Genomic DNA, 22,709 nt, shown 5'->3' on the forward strand with positions numbered 1-22,709 from the left:
CAGGTCGCCGCGGCTCCGGAGGCTGCCGGCCCGACGTCGCCGCCGGGCGGCGTGGTTGCGGCGTCCCGCAGCCTACCGTCGGCCCCGGCCCCAGTCCCTGAAAACCGCGCGGGCCGCATTCCAGCCGGCCATCCCATGCACGCCGCCGCCGGGCGGGGTGGACGAGGAGCAGATGTACAGTCCGGCGTGGCTGGTGTTGTAGGGCCTAAGCGTGGGGGCCGGCCGCAGGAACTGTTGGGTTCCACGCAGCGACCCGCCTCCGATGTCGCCACCGACCAGGTTGGGATTCCAGGCCTCCAGGGCATCCGGCGGGGTTTCCACCCGTGCGATGATGCGGTCCCGGAACCCGGGGGCGAAGCGCTCGAACTGCGCGTCGATAAGCGGGCCGACGTCGGCGCGGGAACCGTTGGGGACGTGGGCGTAGCTCCAGAGGAGCTGCCGCCCCCCGGAAACCCGGGTGGGGTCGGCCATGGACTGCTGGGCGGCCAGGACAAAGGGACGGTCCGGGACCTGGCCGCGGTTGGTCAGGTGTTCGGCGTGCACGAGTTCCTCGAAGCTGCCCACCACGTGCACCGTGCCCGCATGTGCCGTCCGCTCGTCCGTCCAGGGGACGGGCCCGTCCAGGAGGTAGTCGACCTTGTGGGCGCCGGTACCGTACTTCCAGCGGCGCAGCCAGCCGCGGTAACGGGTCGAGAGCTGGGTGCCGGCCAGGTCCAGGACCTGGCGGGGCGTCAGGTCCAGCAGCACCGCGTCGGCTGCCGGGAGCTCGCGGAGGTCGGTGACGGGTGACCCCGTGTGGATTCGAACTCCGTGGAAGCGGAGCACCGCAAGCAGCGCCGTGACGATTTGTCCCGTACCGCCTCGGGCGACGGGCCATCCAGACGAATGTCCCAGGCCGCCGAAGACGACACCGAAGGCAGCGCTGAAGGGGTGGGTCAACGGCAGCATCGAATGCGCTGCCGACCCCCCGAAGAGGGCCCGGGCTTCGGGCGTCTTGAACACGCTGCGGGCCAGGGTGGTGGCCGGCCACGCGGCGCGGAGCCCGAAGGAGGCCATGGGCAGAAGGTGTGGGGGAAGGCGCAGCAAGGGCCCGGTGATGTTCTCCAACATGTCCATCGGATGCTCCGTGACCGGCGCATGCACGCGCAGCCACCAGGCGGCGTCGGGACCGAATTGCGCGGCGGTACTCGCCGCGTCGCGGTGGAGGATGGCCGACTCCTGCCCGGAGAGCGGATGCGCCATGGGGTAGCGGGGATGGACCCATTCCAGGCCGTGGCTTTCCAGATCCAGCGAGCGGAAGGCCGGACTGCCCACGGCGAAGGGATGCGCTGCGGCTCCCAGGTCGGAGACGAGCCCACTGCCCAGCAGCTCGCCGGAGCGTGCCCCTCCGCCGGGTTCGCCGGCCTGCTCGTAGACCGTGACCTCCACGCCGCGGCTGGCCAGCGCGGCGGCCGCCGTGAGCCCATTGGGGCCGGAACCGACGACGATGGCGGTGCGGTTCATCTCGTTGCCTTCCCTGGGCCCACGCGGTGGGGCATCGATGCTCTCGTGGAGTCCTGTGCGACCCGAAAAAATTCCCACACGGCCACTCTTGTCCTCGGCGGGCCGAGCGGGATGTCCGGTTCCACCTGTCTCATCCCCGGGTTTTCCTGATGCAGGAGGTTCACGGGAATGAGCCTACCGCCCCCCCGGGCCGGCCTGCAGGTGGTGGTCGCGGCACCTGGGGGTGTGGCGTGCCGCCGGCTGCATCCTATTCGCGATCGGATGTCCACGCGGCGGGGAGCTGTAGCGTGAAGTGCCCGTAATAGCGGTCACATTTGCTGCACCAGTAGCTGACGTCCCAGCCGCGTCGTTCACTGCGGTCCGGCGCCTGGTGGCCTTTGACGCTTTCGGGGACGAGGAATTCATCGGTTCCGCAGTGGCCACACTGGCACTGGAGGGATTCCTGCGCCGTGACCGGATCTTCGCTTGCTGCTGCGGCCGACAGGTGATGATGGCCAATGCCCACGGTTGCTCCTGGCAGTCTTCGTTGGCGGGCTGTGCCCGCTTCACCGCTGACGGTGTACCCCCGCTGCTTGAAGGCCGTGTTCGTTTTCCTACGCGATCTGGGCTCGTCGGCGTCCAGACGTATTCATGGTTGGCCGCCCCCGACGCGGATGTCAAGGACATGCGTCGGGCAACCAGGCCCTCGAGGCCGCTCCAGGTGGCGCCGCCAGGCAACGGCAGGTAGGGGCACCCGGAGTCTGGCATGAGGGGTCCCGGTCAGATGCACGTGCTCCAGCAGGGTTGTTGGGCCGTTTTGCCCTCCCACTGGATCGCCACGTCAGCACGCCAGGGAAGCGGCCGACCTGACAATGACAATGGCAGCTGCGTTGGGCTTGCTGCGCCGTCGATCCCGCCGGGCATCGACCCGAATCCTTGACGGCCGCGGGCGTGACGGGCCTACCGTGGCCATAACGGGCATCCGGCCATCCGACGGGATGGCGCATGAGCGGTGTTCGGCGAAAGTGCCCTTTCGATCGGAGGAAACAGCATGACCAACCCCAGCCCCGAACCCCACACCCACGCCAACCCCAACACGGAGCCGGATCATCCGCAGGGGGAGACCCTGACGACGAGCCAAGGCGCTCCCTTGCGCGATACGGACCACTCCCTGAAAGCCGGCCCCCGCGGGCCGGTGTTGTTGCAGGACCACCACCTCCGGGAGAAAATCACCCACTTCGACCACGAACGGATCCCCGAACGTGTCGTCCATGCCCGCGGCGCCGGGGCACATGGCCGGTTTGTCAGCTACGGCACCGGAGCCCATCTCACCCAGGCATCCTTCCTTGCCGAAGGCGTGGAGACGCCGGTCTTCGTTCGCTTTTCCACCGTCGCCGGGTCACGCGGATCGGCCGACACCGTGCGTGACACCCGCGGCTTTGCCACGAAGTTCTACACGCAAGACGGCGTCTACGATCTGGTCGGCAACAACATCCCGGTCTTTTTCATCCAAGATGCCATCAAATTCCCCGACGTCGTGCACTCCGTGAAGCCCCATCCGGACCTGGAGATCCCCCAAGCCCAATCCGCACATGACACCTTCTGGGACTTCGTTTCCCTGCACACGGAAGCGCAGAACCACACCATGTGGTTCATGGCCGACCGCGGCATCCCCCGGTCATTGCGGATGATGGAGGGCTTTGGTGTCCATACGTTCAAACTGATCGCCGCAGATGGCACGACGTCGCTGGTGAAGTTCCATTGGAAACCCAAGTTGGGCGTGCACTCGCTCGTGTGGGAAGAAGCGCTGCTCACCAATGGCAACGACCCGGATTTCCACCGTCGCGATCTGGCGACGGCGATCGACGGCGGGGCCTTCCCCGAGTGGGAACTCGGCGTCCAGGTGTTCCCGGACAACGAAGAGCAGATGTTCGAGGGCATCGACTTGCTGGACCCCACGAAATTCGTACCCGAGGAACTTGCACCGGTGCAGATGCTGGGCAAGATGACACTGGACCGCAACCCGTCGAACTACTTCGCGGAAACCGAACAGGTCGCCTTCCACCCGGGCCACCTGGTTCCGGGCATCGATGTCACCAACGACCCGTTGTTGCAGGGCCGTCTCTTTTCCTACATCGACACCCAGATCACCCGGCTCGGTGGACCGAACTTCTCGCAACTGCCCATCAACCTGCCGCATGCCGAAGTCAATGACATGCTGCGCGATGGCATGCACCAGACCTATATCCACGAGGGCGTTGCCCCGTACCACCCGAACTCCCTTGACGGCGGGTGCCCGTTCATGGCGGGGGAGGGCGATTCGAAAAGAATGCCTTTCATCGACGTACCGGAACACATTGCAGCGTCGGTGAAGGAACGCCGCAATCCCGCCACCTTCGAGGACCACTACAGCCAGGCACGGTTGTTCTACCGGAGCCTCTCGGCGCAGGAACAGCTGCACGTGCAGCAGGCCTACTCCTTCGAACTCGGGAAGTGCACCAGCGAGGGGGTGCGGTCCCGCCAAGTGCAGGCGCTGGCGAACATCGATGCCGACCTGTGCGCAGAGGTGGCCACCTCACTGGGCCTGCCCTCGCCCGTGGCGGACACCGAGGTCGAGGACCGGGACCTGAGTCCTGCGGTTTCACAGGTCGGCAAGACCTGGCCCGTCGATGGCCGCGTGGTCGGCATCGTGGCCGACCACGCCACGGACGCCGGGGTCATCGAGGCGCTGTTGGCGGCCACGCACGCAGCAGGAATGACACCGCTGCTCATCGCCCCCACCGGTGGGCGGCTCGCCGACGGATCGCCGGTCGACCGGACCTTCCTGACCGGCCGTTCCATGGAATACGATGCGCTGATCCTCGCTGCAGCACCAGCGGCTGGACCGGACGCGAAGCCGGACCTGGACGCTAAGGCCGGAGCCGTGGTTCCACCGCAGGGCGGTGACCTCGACCCACGGCTGGTGCTCCTGCTGCAGGAGGTCTTCCGGCAGGCCAAAGCCATCGTCCTGGCCGGCCCGGGGGCGGATGTCATGTCCGGTTCCGGACTTCCCACGGACTCCCCGGGGGTGCGGGAGGAATCCCCGGACGATGCGGTGCCAGCGATCGCGGAACTGCTGGCATCGCACAGGGTCTGGGAACGGTTTGCCTAGCCAGGAGCCCACCCTGCCTGACGCCTGAAACCCACGCTGAAGGCGCCTCTGCCCGCAACGGGGCGGGGGCGCCCGGTTGGTTCCGGTCGATAACCCGGCTGCCGTTAGGGAGCGTGGTCGCCGGCGTCCTCGAATGATGTCGATGCCGGCACCCTTGCCTCCGGAGCACCGTCGTCGACGGCAAGACCGGCCAGGAAATCGGCGAAACCGTGGCCGACTCGTCCGTGGAGCCTGCCCGACGTGATGACGTGGAGCTGGGCACTGGACCGTACATTCGCGCCATGGGCGCGAAGGGCATGGACCAAGCGCACGTCCTCGTCGCCGGGCACCTGCGGGAATCCACCGACCTCGCAGTAGGTCGAAGCGCGTACGCCCAGATTGGCGCCGTGGATGTGCGGGTGGCCGTCCTGACGGACATACAACGACTGCCAGGCCAGAAAGCGTTGCCGTCCGAGGTCGCCGGCATCGGGCTCGACAGTGCCGACCAGGGCGTCGGCACCGGCGTCTGCGGCGTCGGCGAAAACCTGGAGCCAGTCGGGCGGGACCCGGGTGTCCGCATCCGTGTTGGCGATCCAGTGCCGGCGCAGGGACATCGCTGGAAGGGCCGCCAGTGCGGTGCGCACCCCCAGATCGCGGGCGGCACCCACTGCGCGGACCGCAGTGTGGATGACCCGGACCCGGGGATCCACCCCGGCCAAGGCCTCGGCGATGCGCGCGGAGCTGTCGGTGCAGGCATCGAGGACGACGACCAGCCGCGCCTTTCGCCGCCCGTCGGTTTCCACGTGGTCCATGGCTGCGCGGAGATGGTCCAGGGCTGCGCCGAGCAGTTCCTCTTCATCGCGTACCGGAACGATCACGGTGATCTGTCCGATCCGTGGCACGGTTCTAGCCACCGCTACCTCCCGGGGCGCGGAGGACTTCGAGCAGGAAATCTTCTTCGCGGTGCTCGACCATCCGCTTCCACCCGAGGGATCGGGCGATGTCGTGTACTTGACTGCCGTCGAGCTCCCAGCCATCGATGGGGTGCAACCAGTGGCACAAGAGCAGATCTCCCCCCGGGCACAGCGTTCTGGACACCACGTCGAGCAGCGTCCTGCACTCGTCCCGGCTGAGGAAGTAACCGATTTCAGAGAGGACCACCAGGTCGACGGTGCCCGGGTCCTGCTGTGGCCATCCGGCGGGAAGATCGGCGCGGAGCAGTCCGACGTTCTCGGCCAGCCGGACGCGGTCGCTGGCCGCGTCAATTGCCACTTGGCTGGCATCGATCCCGAGGACGTGCGAGCAGCGTTCTGCCAAAGCGGAGGTGAGCACCCCGATCGAACAGCCCGCCTCGATGGCGAAGTCATAACGTGGCCGGGGCAGGGACGCCAGGGTCACGGCCCGCTTGCGGTGTTCGTAGGCACTTCCGAGGTAGTCCCACGGATCGGGCCGGCGGCGGTACAGGTCATCGAAGATCCGCGCCGCCGACGTGGAATCCCGCGGCGCCGGCGCGGTCCAGCGGAAGGTCTCGGTGGGGCGCAGGAAATGTCGTTGGAATGCACCGCTGAGGAGCACTTCGTCCCCGGGAGCAGAGGAGAGTGGCAGGATTTGCGAGCGGTGTGCTCCCAGCGCCGCCCGCTTGGCCTCGCGGGCCGATGCATCCAGCCGCAGTGTTTGCCACTCCCGCCATTCGGTGCGTTCCGGTGTTCCCCAGTGCCAGTACCAGATCGGAAACTCCAGCAATCCCAGCTGCTTCCGGGTTGCAAGCCGTGCCGCGGCGGAGCCGACGGCGTCGTGGTCCGCATGCGCGTCGAGGCGGTAGGGGGCGGCGATCACGGTCCGGCCGGTGGACGGCCGGGCCGACGGTCCGTCGGCGGGCCCGTCCACGACGGCGGCGAGTGCCTCGTCGAGGGCACCGGCGTTCGCGGCCAGGTCCCCATCGGGTAGGCCGAGGTGGCACCAGCTCAGCCGTCGGGGATCCGGGGCCCCCTCCCGCAGCCTGCCCAGCGCCGTATCTAGTTCGCCGCGACGCAACGCGGCCAGCTGGGTGGGCGTGTACGTGGGGGAGCGCGGATGCGAGGCCTCTCCGGCGCTGCAGATCACGACCTCCACGGTGGCCCCGCTGTGGAGCGCGCTGTGGATGAGTCCGGCTGCGCCCAGGGACTCGTCGTCGGGATGCGCGGCCAGCACGATGAGGCGTTCCCCGTCACCGGGGACGACTCCCGCTGCCAGCCCCGGTAGCTGCCCGATTCCGGCGTCGGCCCATGTGCTTTCCGGGGTGCCGGCGTCGTCATGGCTGAAGGTCACCATGGGCGGACTCCAGTGCCCTGCCCGGCTGTCGAATCCTCGAGCAGGAGGCGGCCCAAGGAGGCATCATCGCGGGCTGCGTGGTGTTGGCGCACGTAGACGGTCAGGTCGGCAACGCGGCGTGCATGGTCCGCATCGAAGGTCAGCGGTCCCGGGCCCAGGGACTGGCCGGTGAGGGAGAGCATGCGCCCGCACAGGCTGGCGATGTGGCCACGAACGCGGTGGGCAACACCCCACCCGACACGGCCGGCGTCCACCTGGTGGGCTGCATCGGCCAGCAAAGCGGCCCCCGAGGCCAGAAGCCGATCGGCCTCGCCCAGCCAGGCCAGGGCCAATTGGTCCGGCTCACGGCGCGTGGCCGACTGGATCAGGGTGCGGTACAGCCCGACGGCCCCGCCGAACCAGCAGGCGGCGACGGCCAGCCCGCCCCAGGCGAACCCGTCGCGTCGCAGGTACCAATCGGTGCCGCCCACTGGCCGGGCGGCAACGTCGTCGAGCCGGATCGGCCCGCTGGGGACGTTGGCCAGGCCGTGGCTGGCCCACGTCGAGGGCGCCGGCACGACGCCGGATTGGCGCAGATCAACGGTGAAGGCGCGGCGTCCGCCGGGTACGGCTGCCGTGATGAGCGCATGGTCCAGGCTTCCGGCGAGGGAGCACCAGGGCTTGTCGCCGCGTAATCGCCAGGTGCCGTCGTCGTCCTCGGCGCCGGCCTCCAGTTTCAGGCCGGGGCCCTCGGCGGCGAAGACACCCCACGTGGTGCCGGGAACCCAGGCGATGCCGGCTTGGTCGAGGATGGCGGCAGCGTCCAGATGGGGTTCCAGGGTGCGCGCTGCCGTCAGGTCCAGGGCGGCGACAGAGGCCAGCAGCTCCCACAGCGACAAGGTTGCACCGGTGCCGGGAACGGGCGGTGGCCCGGGGGTGTTCCGCAGTGCCGCGAGCATTGGCGAGGGGTCTCCCGCGCAGCGTGCCGCGGCGTGCAGCCAGGCCGCGGTGGCCCCGCCAGCGGCCGGTATCGGGGCCGCGGTGCTCAAGAGCACGGTGGGTGTTTCCATAGTTGCCTCCCTGGGCTCGTCGATCACGGGGTGCGGCTTTCGATCGGGCCTCGTCGGCGGCAAGACCTAGGCACCTTTTTTCGACGCGTCCTTCTTGCCGGTCGACTGCGCCTTCTTGTCCTTCGCCGCGCTGGCGGGCGCTGCCTTCTTTCCAGCGGGTTTCTTCCCGCTGGATTTCTTGCCGCTGGATTTCTTGCCGCCGGATTTCGTCTCGGACTTCGATGTGTTGCCGGCGCCGCCGGATCGTTTCTTCTCGACGCTGCGCTTCAGCGCCTCCATCAGGTCGATGACGTCCCCGGACCCGGACCCCGCATCGTCGCGGGCGGCCTCCTGGTCCCCGAAGGTGGCGTCCGTGTCCAGCGAGTCGCCCTGCTTGATCTTCTCGTCGATGAGGGTGCGCAGCTCGAGCTGGTACTCGTCCTCGAAGTCCCCGGGGGTGAAGTCGTTGCTGAACTGCTCCACCAAGGCCGCTGACATCTTCAGTTCCTTGTCGCTGATCTTCGTGGCCGACTGGGTGGCCGGGAAGTCGACTTCCCGCACCTCATCGGCCCAGAGCATCGACTGCAACACCAGGACCTTGCCCCGCACACGCAGCAGCCCGAGGCGCGTCTTCTGGCGTAATGCGAACCTCACGATCGCGATCCGTTCGGTGTCCTCCAAGGTCTGGCGCAAGAGCTTGTAGGCCTTCGGCGACTTCGAATCCGGCTCGAGGTAGTAGCTGCGTTCGAGCATCAGTGGATCGATCTGGTCGTGCGGGACGAACTGGACGACTTCGATCTCGCGGCTCTTCTCCGCGGGCAGCGCCTCCATGTCCTCGTCCGTGAGCACCACGGTGCGATCGCCGTCTTCATGGGCCTTGTCGATGTGCTCGTAGTCGATCTTCTTCCCACACACCTCGCACCGGCGCTGGTAGCGGATCCGCCCGCCATCAGCGTCGTGCACCTGATGCAGGTCGACGTCGTGGTCCTCGATGGCACCGTAGGCCTTGACCGGCACGTTGACCAGGCCGAAGGCGACAGCGCCCGTCCAGATTGCCCTCATGTGCCCAGTGAAACATCGGTTCCACCGTGGCGCCAGCATTCGCGGCGCGTCTCGGGCGCCCGCCATCGCCAAGACCGGCATTTCGCGGCACAGTGGAACGTGACGGAAGGAAAGGCCTTGTCACCACGGACGAATGAGCAAACGGTCGGGATTTCCGGTCGTCAGTTGAAGATCAGCAATCTCGACAAGGTGCTCTATCCGGAGACCGGCACTACCAAAGCCGACGTCCTGCGCTACCTGGCCGAGGTGGCGCCCGTGCTCATCCCGCAGGCGATCTGGCGTCCGGTGACCCGCAAACGCTGGGTCAATGGTGTCGGCACGCAGGAAAAACCCGGCCAGGTCTTCTTCCGCAAGGACCTGGAGGATTCGGCTCCGGACTGGATTCCGCGCAGGGAACTGGAGCACCGTGACCACGCCAACACCTACCCGTTGGCCAACGAGCCGGCCGTGCTGGCCTGGTTCGGGCAGTTGGCCGCGTTGGAACTGCACGTCCCGCAATGGCGGTTCACCCCCGAGGGCACTGCGGCCAACCCCGACCGGCTGGTGTTGGATCTGGACCCGGGGGAGGGAGCCGGCCTGCCGGAATGCGCCGAGACCGCGTTGCTGTGCCGTGCACTGCTCAAGGGGATGGGCATGGACAGCGTGCCCGTGACCTCGGGATCCAAGGGCATCCACCTGTATGCGCCCCTCGATGGCAGCTACACCTCCGACCAGGTTTCGGAGGTGGCCCACGAACTGGCCCGCTCGCTGGAGGCGGACCACCCGGATCTGGTGGTCTCGGACATGAAGAAGTCCCGGCGATCGGGCAAGGTGTTGGTCGACTGGAGCCAGAACAGCGCGGCCAAGACCACCATCTGCCCCTACTCGCTGCGCGGGAGGTCCCGCCCCTTGGTCGCCGCCCCGCGCACCTGGAAGGAAATCGAGGACCCGAAGCTGCGCCAGCTCGATTACACGGAGGTGCTCGAACGCGTCGCGGACGGTATCGACCCCCTGGCCGACCAAGGCTGGTCCGGCGCCACCGCCGAGGACCGGCTCGGGAAATTCCGCTCCATGCGCGATGCGTCCCAGACGCCCGAACCCGTGCCCGCCGAGCCGGCACGGCGGCGGGACGGCGCACCAACCTTCGTCATCCAGGAACACCGCGCCTCGAGCCTGCACTGGGACTTCCGGCTGGAGCACTCCGGGGTGCTCGTTTCCTGGGCCGTGCCCAAGGGCCCACCACTGGACACCGGGCAGAACCGGCTGGCTGTCATGACGGAGGACCACCCGCTGGACTACGGATCGTTCGAGGGGACCATCCCCAAGGGGCAATACGGGGCCGGGAAGGTCACGCTCTGGGACCACGGAACGTGTGAACTCGAGAAATGGCGGGAGTCCAAGGAGGTCATCGCCGTGCTGCACGGGCGCCCCGACGGCGGCCTCGGCGGGGTCCCGCGCCGCTACGCGCTGGTCAACGCCCCGGGCATGGGCGCGGAGAAGAACTGGCTCATCCACCTGATGGAGGACCAACCCGCCCCGGACGGCCCTCCGGACGGCCCCCTGGCGGACGCCCCCGACGCCGCCGGGCTTCCGGCCCCGATGCTCGCCACGAAGGGTTCGCCCGCAGACCTGGCGGAGGACGAGCAATGGGCCTTTGAGATGAAATGGGACGGCGTACGGGCCCTCGCCGCCGTCGCCGACGGTGCCGTGACGCTTCATAGCCGCAACGGCAAGGACATGACGGCCAGCTACCCCGAACTGCAGGAACTGGCAGGCCTGGTCGGCGACGGTGCGCTGCTCGACGGTGAGATCGTGGCCCTGGACTCCTCCGGCCGGCCCGATTTCTCTCGCCTCCAGCAGCGGATGAGTCCCGGCAAGAAGCGCGACGTCGAGGCGCTGGCCGGCAAGATCCCGGTGCATTTCATGGCCTTCGACGCGCTCCGTCTCCCGGGTGCAGCCACCGGGGACGGCATCCGGCACCTGATGCGTTCGCCGTACTCCGAACGCCGCACCGCCCTGTTCGACGCGGTCACCGAGGGCGAACACATCCACCTCCCCATCGCCCACACCGGCACCCTGCAGGACGCCATCGACACCAGCAGCGAACTGCGCCTGGAAGGACTCGTCGCCAAGCGGACCGATGGCCGCTACCTACCCGGCAAACGCAGCCACGGGTGGATCAAGATCAAGCACGAGAAACACCAAGAGGTGGTCGTCATCGGTTGGCGGGCCGGGGCCGGATCGCGCAGCGGCAGCATCGGCTCGCTGCTGGTGGCAGTGAACGACGGCGGTGCCCTGCACTATGTTGGGCGGGTGGGCACCGGCTTCTCCGCAGCGGAGCTGGAGGCGGCACGCACCCGGTTGGGGCGCATCACCCGCAAGACGCCGCCGGCCGACGACGTGCCGGCAGCTGATCGACGGGATGCCACCTGGGTCTCGCCGCAGCTGGTGGGCGAAGTCAGGTTCAGCGAGCTCACCGGTGAGGGCCGGTTGCGCCACCCCGTCTGGCGCGGTTGGCGGCCCGACAAGACCCCCGGGCAGGTCCGCTGGGAGTGAGGTGGGGCTGCACGAATCGTTGCCCGGCCCCACCGTGTCGCCTAGCGTGGTCGCAGGAAGCACCATCGAGGAACATCGGAGGCCACCGGCATGGAACAGCGCCCATCAAACCCGCAAGATGCCCAGGCCCAGCTGCGGCTGGACAACCCGGTGACGCGGTACCCGAAGATCTCGCCGCCGAAACAGGACCAGCCCGAACCCGGACTCGACGCCCAGCTGGAGCCGAAGGCCGACCACGGTGAGGATACCTACGTGGGCACGGGCCGGCTCACGGGGCGCAAGGCGCTGGTGACCGGTGGCGATTCGGGCATCGGAGCGGCAGTGGCCATCGCCTTCGCCCGCGAAGGTGCCGACGTCGCCATCGCCTATCTTCCGGCCGAGGAGGAGGACGCCCGGCACGTCATCTCCGTCATCGAGGCCGAGGGGCGTGTCGGCGTGGGCCTGGCGGGGGACCTGCTCGAGGCGGACTACCGCAACACGCTGGTGGACCGGGCGGCCGAGGGGCTGGGCGGCCTGGACATCCTGGTGAACAACGCCGGCAAGCAGATCGCCGTCGAGCAGCTCGAGGACCTCGACGACGAACAGGTGGCGCAGACCTTCCAGGTCAACATCCAGGCGATGTTCTCGCTGTGCCGTGCGGCGCTCAAACACCTCCCCGATGGGGCCAGCATCATCAACACCACCTCCGTGCAGGCGTACGAGCCCTCACCCCAGCTGCTGGACTACGCCTCCACCAAGGCGGCCATCAACGCGTTCACCAAGGGCCTGGCCACGCAGCTGGCGCCGCGCGGGATCCGTGTGAATGCCGTGGCTCCGGGGCCGATCTGGACGCCGTTGCAGGTCTCGGACGGCCAGCCCAAGGAGGCGCTGCCGGAGTTCGGCCACAACGTCCCGCTGGGTCGTGCCGGGCAGCCGGTGGAGTTGGCCCCGGCCTATGTGTTCCTCGCCTCGGCGGAGTCGAGCTACGTCGTGGGGGAGACCCTGAACGTCAACGGCGGCAAGTCCACCCCGTAACCCCCGCACGGGTGCACGGCGGGTTCCGAACCCCGCCGTGCCGGCGGGTCAGAGCGTCCAGCCGGTGATCTCCGGTGCGTCTTCGCCGTACATCCTCGTGTGGCCCCGTGCGTCGACCAGCGCCTGCTCGTAGCGTTGGCGCAGCCCCGGGTAGCGTTCGTCCATCCCGGGGACCCGGTCCAGCACGTCCAGGGCCAGGTGGAACCTGTCGATGCGGTTGAGCATCGCCATGTCGAACCCGGTCGTCGTCGTGCCCTCCTCGACATAGCCCCGCACGTGGATGTTGTGGTGGTTGGCCCGGCGGTAGGTGAGCCGGTGGATCAGCCACGGGTAGCCGTGGTAGGCGAAGATGACCGGCTTGTCCCGTGTGAAGAAGGCATCGAATTCGGCGTCGGGCAGTCCGTGGGGGTGTTCGCCGTCGTCCTGCAAACGCATCAGGTCGATCACGTTGACCACCCGGATGCGCAGCCCCGGCGCGTCCCGGCGCAACAGGTCGGCGGCGGCGACGGCCTCGGCGGTGGGGACATCCCCGGCACAGCCGAGCACCACATCGGGTTCGGCGGCGGCCTCGTCCCCGGAGCCGGCAAAACCCCACGTGCCGATGCCCGCGGCGCAGTGCTCGACCGCCTCGTCCAGGCCCAGCCACTGCAGGGCCGGCGCCTTCCCGGCGACGACGACGTTGACATAGTCGCGGGTGCGCATCACATGGTCCATGGTCACCAGCAGGGTATTGGCATCCACCGGCAGGTAGACGCGCACCACTTCGGGCTTCTTGTTGACCACGACGTCGATGAACCCCGGGTCCTGATGGGAGAACCCGTTGTGGTCCTGCTGCCAGACATGGGAGGAGAGCAGGTAGTTCAGGCTGGCCACGGGGGCACGCCAGGCGAGTTTGCGGTGGGATTCGAGCCATTTGGCGTGCTGGTTGAACATGGAGTCCACGATGTGCACGAACGCCTCGTAGCAGGTGAAGATCCCATGCCGGCCCGAGAGCAGGTACCCCTCCAGCCAGCCCTGGCAGAGGTGTTCGCTGAGCACCTCCATGACCCGTCCGGCGCGGGCCAGGTGCTCGTCGGTGTCTTCCAGGCGGGACTGCCAGACCTTTTCGGTGGCCTCGTAGACGGCAGAGAGCCGGTTGGAGGCCGTCTCGTCCGGGCCAAAGAGGCGGAAGGTGTGCGGGTTGGCGGTGATGAGATCGCGGATCCACCCGCCGAGGACGGTCATCGCACCGGCGCGTTCGGTGCCCGGCTCCGGGACCGCCAGTGCGTGGTCGGCGATGTCGGGGATCACGAGTTCGCTGAGCACCGTCCCGCCGTTGGATGCCGGGGCGGCGCCCATCCGCAGGGCGGGCGGTGGGGTGAGCCGCACGGTGTCGGGGCGGGGCGCGCCGTCGGCGTCGAAGAGCTCGTCGGGCCCGTAGGACCGCAGCCAGTCCTGCAGCTGCGCCAGATGGCCGGGATCCTCGCGGACGTGGGGAAGGGGGACCTGGTGGGCCCGCCAGGTCCCCTCGACCTGGTCCCCGTCGACCATGTCGGGGCCGGTCCAGCCTTTCGGGGAGCGGAAGACGATCATCGGCCAGGCCGGTTGCCCGGATGCGGCGTCGCGGCCCCCGTCCGTTGTGGCAGCGGTGCGGGCCCGGTGTTGGATGGAGGTGATGTCCTGTAGCGCCGCATCAAGTGCCGCCGCGAAGCCAAGGTGCGCCCGCTCATGGTCGGCGGGGTCGGCCACGGTGACGAACCGGGGGGCATAGCCCAGCCCCTCGAAGTACTTGCGCAGCCGTTCCTCGGGCATCCGGGCCAGGACCGTGGGGTTGGCGATCTTGTAGCCGTTCAGGTGCAGGATGGGCAGCACGGCGCCGTCGTGCACTGGGTCCAGGAACGCCACCGAGTGCCAGGCCCCGTTCAGCGGGCCGGTCTCCGCCTCGCCGTCGCCGATGACGCAGGCGCTGACCAGATCGGGGTTGTCGAACACCGTGCCGAACGCGTGGGCCAGCGAATAGCCGAGTTCGCCGCCCTCGTTGATGGATCCGGGGGTTTCCGGTGCGGCGTGGCTGGGGATGCCGCCAGGGTAGGAGAACTGGTGGAAGAGCTTGCGCAGGCCCTCCTCGTCGCGGGTGATCTCCGGGTAGATCCCGGTGTAGGTGCCCTCCAGGTAGGTGTTGGCCACGTTGGCCGGGCCTCCGTGGCCGGGGCCGGTGACGAAGAGCACCTGCTGGCCGCCGGAGATGATGGCCCGGTTCAGGTGCGCGTAGATGAAGTTCAGCCCTGGGGTGGTGCCCCAGTGGCCCAGCAGGCGGGTCTTGATGTCCGAGGGTTCCAGGTCACGGCGCAACAACGGGTTGTCGCGCAGGTAGATCTGGCCCGCGGAGAGGTAGTTGGCCGCGCGCCACCAGGCCTCGAGGTCCCGCACCCCGGCCTCGTCCACGACGGGGCCGTCCACGGTGGAATGCTGTGGTGTGTTTGCGTCCATGTCCGCACTCTACGGCCATCGTCGACGGCCTGTCAGCCGAGCGCGGTCCGGCGCCCACCCGACCCTCCGGCGTGGTTCACTGGCACCAGCGATGAATGCCGGAAGGGGTTGGGATGGGAATCGGGGACGAGGCCGCCACGGGCGGAGCCGAACTGCTGGAACTGCGCATCCACGGGGTCCTGAACACCCCGGCCTACGAGATGCTGGAGACCACTCCCGATCGGGTGGTGGCCACCCGGGGCGACCAGTTGGCCGGATTCTCCACCTACCGGACCCCGCTGCCACGCACCGCCCCCGAGGACCGGAGGGTGGAAGCCTATGCCTGGGGTCGGCTGGCCCGGTTCACCGGGTTGCCGGGCCTGGGGCGGATCGGCGACGCACTCGTCAAGGCCCTGTGGTTCGCGCTGGCCCCCTTCGGCCTGGCCAATACGGCGTACTGGTCCCGGACGCAGATCGGATCGGGGAGGGCACCTGGGCCCGGGAACACCACAGATGGGCAGCACCGCTGGATCGCCCACACCATCAGTACCGGTCGCGGTGCGGGGACCCTGAGGATGTACGGGCTGCTGCTGAGCCTGCTCTTCATCACGACGGCGGCCACCGTCGCCCTGGACATGATGGCCCGGCAATGCTTCGGTGCAGCGGGCGCGGGCACCAGCTGCCCCGCGGTGAAGACCTTCCTGGCCCCGCTGGCCGGGTGGGGCACCGGCGCCCGGGACTCCCTGTTGATGGTCCTGCCGCTGCTGGCCCTCGCCGTCGTGGTCCTTTTGCCGATGCTCGGGCGCACCCGCTATCTCACCGGCCCCTCCCGTCCCGGACGCGTCCCCCCGGACTCCGGGGACGCCGTGACCGAGGGCGCGCCGCTGCTGGCCCAACGCGACATCTGGCTGGTGGGCTCCGGCATGGGGCGGCTGCGGCGGATCCACTGCGGTGCTGCCTTGTCCTGGTTGGCGGCGATCCTGGCCTTCGACCATGTGGATGGCGTCGGTGGTTTCGGTGGCCCCGGTGACGGAGCCGGGGGACTTGGCTGGATGGCGGGCACCTGCGTGGCCGTGCTGCTCACCGTCGGCGGGGCCGTCTGGATCATCCACCCCCAGGCCCAGGTCTCGGGGGACCGGCCCCGACGCCACGTCGCCTACCTGGTGGCCGGGGCGGTGGTGTTGGCCGCGGTCATGGTCTTGGGATGGGTGGATCCGCAGGCGGGGCGGGGTGGCCGTGCCGGGGCGTTGGCGGCCACGGTGATCGTGCTGGCCATCGCGGGGACCCTGCTGGTGCTGCTCTTCCAGGCTTCGGCCATCGCCCGTCACCTGCCGGGCAACGAGGCACCCGGGGAACCCCGGACCGGACGCGACACGCTGGGGTGGAACGGCAGGGGCCCGTTCGTGCTGGGCTCCCTCGCAGCCGGGTTCGCCCTGGTGCTCTCCTTCGCCGTCGTCCTCGGTGCCGGCTGGGTGCTGGGCGGCCCGAAGCCTCCGCGGGTCTACGTGATGCAGGGTGCAGGATTCCTGGTGTTGCTGGTGGTGGCCGCGGGCTGGCTGGGTGTGCGCCAAGCCGGAATTCAGTGGCGTGGCCGCGGACTGCGGGCCGCGGAGGTGGCTGGCATCCGTGCGGAGCTGGTGCGCCAGGCCGGGAACTGGACGACGGGCCCGATGACCACCCATGCCGCCGAAGCAGTCCACCGGGCCCGACGGCGGGCCGCGCTGTTGCGGCGCATGGAGATCTTCATCGGCTGGCTCGGCTGGGCGGTGTTCGTGGGGATCTGCGTGGGCTGGTGCGCGCTGCTGCTGGCCCCGCGGGACGGGGCCCCGGGGGCCGAGGCGGTGTGGCCGGTGCTGCGCGGGCTCGGCGATGCCGGGCTGTGGGCCTCGATGGCCGCCGTCGTGCTCCTGTACCTGCTCTCGCGTCGCTCCGACGCCCGCCCGCTGGGGCTGTTGTGGGATCTGATGTGCTTTTTGCCCACGCAGGCCCACCCGTTCGGGCCCTCCTGCTACGCCGAACGCGTGGTCCCCGAGCTGGCCGATCGGATCGTGGACTGGTTTGCCGCCGGCGACCCGGAGCAACGCCACGAGCCGGGGTCCGCGGAACCGGCCGCCCCCGGAACCGGCACACGCCAATTGGTCCTCTCGGCGCATTCGATGGGCATCGTCCTCGCCGTGGCCGCCCTGTTCCAGCTGGGCTCACGGGGGCTGGGGGCGGCGGAGCGGGAGCGGGTGGGGCTGGTGAGCTACGGGTGCCAGCTGCGCCGCTACTTCTCCCGGTTCTTTCCTGCAGTCTGCGGACCCGACGTGCTCACGATCGTCCCGGCAGGACCGCCCTCGCCGACCGCGCACGACCCCTTCCCGCCCACGGTGGCCGGGGAACTGGAACTGTCGTGGGGTGGGGATGCCGACGGACCGGGCCCCGTCGTAGGGCTCCCCGGTTCACTGGGCAGCATCTTGGGGCAACGGTGGCTGAATCTGTACCGGGTGACGGATCCGCTGGGGTTTCCCGCGCGATATGCCCCCGCGGGAACCACGATGGACCGGGCCGCGGCGACGTATCGTGAGCACGCGTACCAGTTCGTCCCCGCCACCCACGGCCACTATCTGGAGTCCACGGCCTATGCCAGGGCCTTCTCCGATCTGCGCGCCCGACTGGAGGGGTGAGCTGCCCGGGGGATTAAAGCCCGGGGATTAAAAAACGTGGGGAGGCGGTCCGGTTCACGGGCCGCCTCCCCACGCGGAAGAGGTCTCGGCATCGGAGCAATCTTGGGGGGAAAACAGCTCCGATGCCGATGGGTTCTACCCTAGGGTAACCACCGGTGGCCCGCGATGGGGAGTTCTCCCCATGCCCGTGGCTGGACAAGGAGGGTCGCCATGGTGTATTGGCGGCACCGCGGCGAAAATACTTTTCGATCCGTCCAATCCGCCGGCCCGCCGGCTCCGAATGACTCCATGACAGCCCACCCCGTCAGGGGGAACGGGACGCACGGCGGCATCAGCCGCTCCAGCAAGGAGAAGTGTCATGAAGACCATGAACCGCAAGTACGCAGCACTGTTCGGCCTGCTCGCCATCGGCTCCCTGAGCCTGAGTGCCTGCGCCGAGGGCAGCGATTCCGGTTCGGGCGAGTCCTCGTCGATGTCGATGGAGTCCTCCTCGTCCGCACCCATGTCGGAGTCCTCGTCGGGCTCGTCCTCGTCGATGTCCTCTGACATGGACCCGGCCGCCAACCTGGTCGGCCCCGGCTGCGAGGCCTACGCCAAGGCCGTCCCGGACGGCAAGGGCTCGGTGGCCGGCATGGCCCAGGATCCGGTGGCCGTCGCCGCCTCGAACAACCCGATGCTCAAGACCCTAACGAAGGCCGTCTCGGGCGAGCTGAACCCCGACGTCGACCTGGTCGACACCCTCAACGGCGACGAGTTCACCGTCTTCGCCCCGGTCGACGACGCGTTCGCCGCCATCCCGAAGAAGGACCTCAACGCCGTGGTCGAGGATTCCGACATGCTCACCAAGGTCCTGACCTACCACGTGGTCCCCGGCCAGATCGCCCCCGATAAGATCGCCGGAACCCACAAGACCGTCGAAGGCGACACCCTCAAGGTCACCGGCAGCGGAGACGACCTGAAGGTCAACGACGCCTCCGTCATCTGCGGCGGCGTGAAGACCGCCAACGCCACCGTCTACCTCATCGACTCGGTGCTGATGCCGCCGGCCAAGAAGTAGCGCTGGATCAACGATGGACATCGGGCTCCGGCGGTTCCCACCGCCGGAGCCCGTCGTCTTCCACCCCCCGGGGCCCCGCAACGCACCACCGGACCACGGAAGGCCATCGCAGGAGGTCGCATCGTGTTTTCGACAGGACGCAAGGCATGTAAGACTTGATCCCATGAGAATGCCTTGGGCCCGGACTGCGGAGGAACCCGCACCCACCAACCACGAGGAACTCATCCAACGCATTGCCGGCGGCGACGAAACCGCCTTCGAGGCCTTGTACGACGACGTCTCGGCGCGGGTCTTCGGACTCATCCGCCGGGTACTGCGCGATGAGTCCCAGTGCGAGGAGGTCCTCCAGGAGGTCTTCGTGGAGGTCTGGCAGCAGGCCGCCCGGTACGACGCGGACCGAGGACGGGCCGTCTCCTGGATCATGGTCATGGCCCACCGCCGGGCCGTGGACCGGGTCCGGGCCAGCCAAAGCAGCCGGGACCGGGACCTGCGGCAGGGCGCCATGGAATTCGAGGAAAGCTACGACGACGTCCAGGACACCGTCGAGGCCCACCTCGAGGGAGAACGGGTGCAGTCGGCGTTGAAGAACCTCTCCGACGCCCAGCGCAAGGCCATCGAACTCGCCTACTACGGCGGTTACACCCACCAGGAGGTCGCCAAACTCCTCGAGGTCCCCGTGGGGACCGTCAAGACACGGATACGCGATGGCATGATCAGACTCAGAGACCAGTTAGGAGTGGCGTGATGGACCGGCAACTGCACCTGCTCACTGGTGCCTACGCGCTCAACGCCCTGGACCCTGCAGAGCGCGAGGAATTCGAATCCGCCGTCGTCGGCTCCGAGGACGCGCTCCACGAGGTCCGCTCGCTCAGCGAGACCGCGGCCCTGCTGGCCGGGCAGACCACCCCGGTGGCCCCTCCGGCGCACGTGAAGGCCAACATCATGGCGGCCATCCGGCAGACCCCCCAGCTGCCGGCCGACAATCCGTCGGGCACCCCAGACGTTGCCGCCCCCTTGGCCCCGGCCGCCGGTGTCCTCGACCTGGGCCGGGAGCGTGCACGCCGCGCCGACCGTGCCGGGCGGATGCCGCGCTCGACCAAGTTCCTGGCCGCTGCCGCCGCGACCTTCCTGCTGGCCGCCGGTGGCCTGACCGGTGTCGTCGTCAACCAGAACCACCAGCAGGAACAGCTCGAACAACATGTGGCCGCCCTGGGTGCCCACCAGCAGCAGCTGCAACAGCTCACCGCTGCGTCCGACATGAAAACCGCGACCCAGCAGATGGACGACGGCGCCGCGGTGACGATCGCGTATTCGGCATCGGCCGGCCTGGCCGCCTTGACGGCGCACGACCTGCCCGCCCTGCCCTCCGACAAGGGGTACGAGCTCTGGCTCATCGGCGACCAGGGTGCCACGCCCATGGGCATGCTGGACGGCACGGGAACGACGCTGTTCGAGGGCTCGGTGGCCTCGGCCACGCATCTGGGCATCACCGTCGAACCGGCGCAGGGCTCGAAGCAGCCCACCTCCGATCCGATCATGCTGCAGAAACTGTAGTCCTGCGGGACGGCCCGCCGGCATCCGGGTGCCACCGGCAAGAAATCGTCGCCGGGTCCAATCCGTGGTACCTCCGGCTCCGAAGTACAGGTGTCATACGCCCCGGGGCTCATCCGGGGCGGCGCACCCAAGGAGTACGACCATGGTTTCCACACACGCCACCACAACCCGCCGCACCCATGTCCAGCTGGCCGCCCTCGTGGTGGGCGCTGCCTTCCTGCTGGTCGGCGTGCTCGGCTTCGTCCCGGGCATCACCACCAACGTCGGTGAACTGACCTTCGCGGGCCACCATTCGGGGGCCATGCTGCTGGGCCTGTTCCAGGTGTCGATCCTGCACAACATCGTCCACCTGCTGTTCGGCGTCGCCGGACTCACCTTCGCCCGCGGACCGCTGTCGGCCAAGCGGTACCTGGTCATCGGCGGCATCATCTACCTGGTGCTGTGGATCTACGGCCTGCTGGTCGGCCACGGCTCGCCGGCGAACTTCGTGCCGCTGAACGACGCCGACAACTGGCTCCACCTCGTCCTGGGTGCCGCGATGGTCGCCCTCGGCAGCATCCTGGGCCGCAAGAAGGCCTGACCCCACAGCCGGGGATCGGGTCGTGCCGTCGAGAAGTCGGCGGCACGGCCCGCACGGGCGATCATAGAAGCAGGCCCACGCCGCGGCGCGGACGGGGCCACCGGAGACCGAGGAAGGTCAACCATGGAAACGCACAGCACGCCCCGCGAACGCACGACGCGGCCGGGCCGCATCCGGCAGCAGCTGCGGTGGTGGCGTTTTGCCCTCGCCGGGCTGGTGTCCGCTGCCCTGCTCTTCGGGGTCGCCGAACTCGTCGCGGCCTTCTTCTCCACGACCTCCTCGCCGCTGGTCGCGCTGGGCCAGACCTTCATCGACATCACCCCGGCGTGGCTCAAGGACTTCGCCATCGGTCTGTTCGGCACCAACGACAAGCTGGCGCTCTTCGTGTCCATGGGAATCGTCGCGGCGCTCGTCGCTGCGGGGACCGGGCTGTTGGCCCGGACGCGTCCGGCAGCGGCGAGCGGTGTCATCGTCCTCCTGGGCGTGGGCATGTCGGCCAGCGTGCTCTCGCGGCCGGCCTCCGGCGTCCTGGACATCGTCCCGACAGTTGTCGGCACGATTGCCGGGATCCTCGCCCTGCGGTACCTCGCACATCTCGCTGCCACCGCGACCGCCACCGCCACGGTGACCGGCGACGCCACGGTGACCGGCGGTCCGGTGGCCACCGGCCGGACCGTGGCACCCTCGTCCCGGCGTGGTTTCCTCCTCGGATCACTCGTCGGCGCCGTCGGTGCCGCCGCCTTGCTGGCCGGCGGGCGCGCGCTGTCCGCCATCCGCAATACCGCCGAGACCACCCGTGAGGCCCTGAAGCTGCCGAGCCCGGTCAAGCAGGCAAAGCCGCTGCCCCAGGGGGTCGCGTCCGACGTCAAGGGCATGCCGGCCTTCGTCACCCCGAACTCCCAGTTCTACCGGATCGACACCGCGTTGGCCGTTCCGCGGGTTGACCCGGCCAGCTGGAGCCTGCGGGTGCACGGCATGGTGGACGAGGAATTCACCATCGGCTTCGACGAGCTGCTGGGCATGGACCTCGAGGAAACGTGGCTGACGCTGACTTGTGTTTCCAACCCGGTCGGCGGGGATCTGGTCGGCAACGCCAAGTGGCTCGGCTACCCGCTGCGTAAGGTCCTCGAACGCGCCCGTCCACAGGCCGGTGCCGACATGGTCCTGTCCACCAGCATCGACGGATTCAGCGCCTCCACACCCCTGGAGGTGCTGACCGACGAGCGCAACGCCTTGCTCGCGGTCGGCATGAACGGCGAACCCCTCCCGCTCGAACACGGCTACCCCGTGCGCATGGTCGTCCCCGGCCTCTACGGCTACGTCTCGGCCACCAAGTGGGTCGTGGACCTGGAGGTCACGAGGTTCGCCGACAAGACCGGCTACTGGACCACCCGGGGATGGTCCGACCATGGGCCGATCAAGCTCTCCTCCCGCGTCGACGTCCCGCGGCCCTTCGCGACGGTCGCCCCGGGAACCGTCATGCTGGGCGGCACCGCCTGGGCCCAGACCACGGGCATCAAGGCCGTGGAGGTCAAGATCGACGACGGCGACTGGCAGGCCGCCGACTTGGCGGCCGAGGCCACCGTCGACACGTGGCGCCAGTGGTCGTACGCCTGGAAGAATGCGCAGCCCGGGACCCATTCCGCCACGGTCCGCGCCATTGACGCCGAGGGAACCGTCCAGACCGCCGAACGCGCGAATCCGGCACCCAACGGGTCCAGCGGGCTGCAGCGGTTGCAGTTCACGGTTGGCTGATCCGCGCCGGCGAGGTGCCATGGCGGGACGCTGGACGTTGACCTTCGCCGGACAGTGCATAGGCTTGGGGGACCAGCTGCCGAAAGGA

At 68.8% G+C, this 22,709-nt stretch carries 16 protein-coding genes; 9 read left to right on the plus strand and 7 right to left on the minus strand.

Annotation, left to right across the window (positions count from 1 at the left end; genetic code table 11):
- Positions 1–72: 72 nt before the first annotated feature.
- Positions 73–1,503, minus strand: coding sequence for a phytoene desaturase family protein (locus ACN0TP_RS01750; RefSeq protein ID WP_417215818.1), 1,431 nt, complete (start codon positions 1,501–1,503; stop codon positions 73–75).
- Positions 1,504–1,750: 247 nt separating this feature from the next.
- Complete coding sequence (locus ACN0TP_RS01755; protein ID WP_417215821.1) at positions 1,751–2,008, minus strand: hypothetical protein; 258 nt, start codon at positions 2,006–2,008, stop codon at positions 1,751–1,753.
- A gap of 525 nt (positions 2,009–2,533) precedes the next feature.
- On the opposite strand from ACN0TP_RS01755, the gene ACN0TP_RS01760 reads away from it, so the two are divergent.
- Positions 2,534–4,633, plus strand: a complete 2,100-nt coding sequence (locus tag ACN0TP_RS01760) for a catalase (protein WP_417215823.1) — start codon at positions 2,534–2,536, stop codon at positions 4,631–4,633.
- A gap of 104 nt (positions 4,634–4,737) precedes the next feature.
- Here ACN0TP_RS01760 and ACN0TP_RS01765 read toward each other — a convergent pair whose 3' ends face one another.
- The 4 genes from ACN0TP_RS01765 to ACN0TP_RS01780 all read right to left on the minus strand — a co-directional run bounded on the left by ACN0TP_RS01765 (position 4,738) and on the right by ACN0TP_RS01780 (position 9,012).
- Positions 4,738–5,526, minus strand: a complete 789-nt coding sequence (locus ACN0TP_RS01765) for a glycosyltransferase (protein WP_417215825.1) — start codon at positions 5,524–5,526, stop codon at positions 4,738–4,740.
- Positions 5,519–6,922 (minus strand): PIG-L family deacetylase, encoded by a 1,404-nt coding sequence (locus ACN0TP_RS01770; protein ID WP_417215827.1) that lies wholly within the window; start codon positions 6,920–6,922, stop codon positions 5,519–5,521. Before ACN0TP_RS01770 ends, ACN0TP_RS01765 begins: the two co-directional genes overlap by 8 nt.
- On the minus strand, positions 6,916–7,971 hold the full coding sequence (locus ACN0TP_RS01775) for an acyl-CoA dehydrogenase (RefSeq protein WP_417215830.1): 1,056 nt from the start codon (positions 7,969–7,971) through the stop codon (positions 6,916–6,918). Before ACN0TP_RS01775 ends, ACN0TP_RS01770 begins: the two co-directional genes overlap by 7 nt.
- Positions 7,972–8,037: 66 nt before the next feature.
- Positions 8,038–9,012: a Ku protein gene (locus tag ACN0TP_RS01780; RefSeq protein WP_417215833.1), complete on the minus strand. Its 975-nt coding sequence runs from the start codon at positions 9,010–9,012 to the stop codon at positions 8,038–8,040.
- A gap of 117 nt (positions 9,013–9,129) precedes the next feature.
- On the opposite strand from ACN0TP_RS01780, the gene ACN0TP_RS01785 reads away from it, so the two are divergent.
- Entirely contained in the window at positions 9,130–11,547 is a 2,418-nt protein-coding gene (locus ACN0TP_RS01785) for an ATP-dependent DNA ligase (RefSeq protein WP_417215836.1), read from the plus strand.
- A 90-nt stretch (positions 11,548–11,637) separates the two neighbouring features.
- Positions 11,638–12,561 (plus strand): SDR family oxidoreductase, encoded by a 924-nt coding sequence (locus tag ACN0TP_RS01790; protein WP_417215838.1) that lies wholly within the window; start codon positions 11,638–11,640, stop codon positions 12,559–12,561.
- A gap of 48 nt (positions 12,562–12,609) precedes the next feature.
- Here ACN0TP_RS01790 and ACN0TP_RS01795 read toward each other — a convergent pair whose 3' ends face one another.
- A complete protein-coding gene (locus ACN0TP_RS01795; protein WP_417215840.1) occupies positions 12,610–15,030 on the minus strand; it encodes a phosphoketolase in 2,421 nt (806 codons plus the stop codon).
- 113 nt (positions 15,031–15,143) lie between these two features.
- Between ACN0TP_RS01795 and ACN0TP_RS01800 the strand changes: the two genes are divergently transcribed.
- The 6 genes from ACN0TP_RS01800 (at position 15,144) to ACN0TP_RS01825 (ending at position 22,621) form a co-directional block, all read left to right on the plus strand.
- Positions 15,144–17,675, plus strand: coding sequence for a hypothetical protein (locus ACN0TP_RS01800; RefSeq protein WP_417215842.1), 2,532 nt, complete (start codon positions 15,144–15,146; stop codon positions 17,673–17,675).
- Positions 17,676–18,033: 358 nt separating this feature from the next.
- A complete protein-coding gene (locus ACN0TP_RS01805) occupies positions 18,034–18,732 on the plus strand; it encodes a fasciclin domain-containing protein (RefSeq protein WP_417215845.1) in 699 nt (232 codons plus the stop codon).
- A gap of 163 nt (positions 18,733–18,895) precedes the next feature.
- Complete coding sequence (gene sigK, locus ACN0TP_RS01810) at positions 18,896–19,477, plus strand: ECF RNA polymerase sigma factor SigK (protein WP_417215846.1); 582 nt, start codon at positions 18,896–18,898, stop codon at positions 19,475–19,477.
- Entirely contained in the window at positions 19,477–20,286 is an 810-nt protein-coding gene (locus ACN0TP_RS01815) for an anti-sigma factor domain-containing protein (protein WP_417215849.1), read from the plus strand. The genes sigK and ACN0TP_RS01815 overlap by 1 nt, the downstream gene beginning before the upstream one ends.
- Positions 20,287–20,428: 142 nt before the next feature.
- A complete protein-coding gene (locus tag ACN0TP_RS01820) occupies positions 20,429–20,866 on the plus strand; it encodes a DUF4383 domain-containing protein (protein ID WP_417215852.1) in 438 nt (145 codons plus the stop codon).
- A 123-nt stretch (positions 20,867–20,989) separates the two neighbouring features.
- Positions 20,990–22,621 carry a molybdopterin-dependent oxidoreductase gene (locus ACN0TP_RS01825; RefSeq protein ID WP_417215855.1) on the plus strand — a complete coding sequence of 544 codons (1,632 nt, stop codon included), beginning with the start codon at positions 20,990–20,992 and terminating at the stop codon, positions 22,619–22,621.
- Positions 22,622–22,709 lie beyond the last annotated feature (88 nt).

Origin of the sequence: Arthrobacter sp. (assembly GCF_048266065.1) — a bacterium.
Classification (GTDB): domain Bacteria; phylum Actinomycetota; class Actinomycetes; order Actinomycetales; family Micrococcaceae; genus Arthrobacter_H.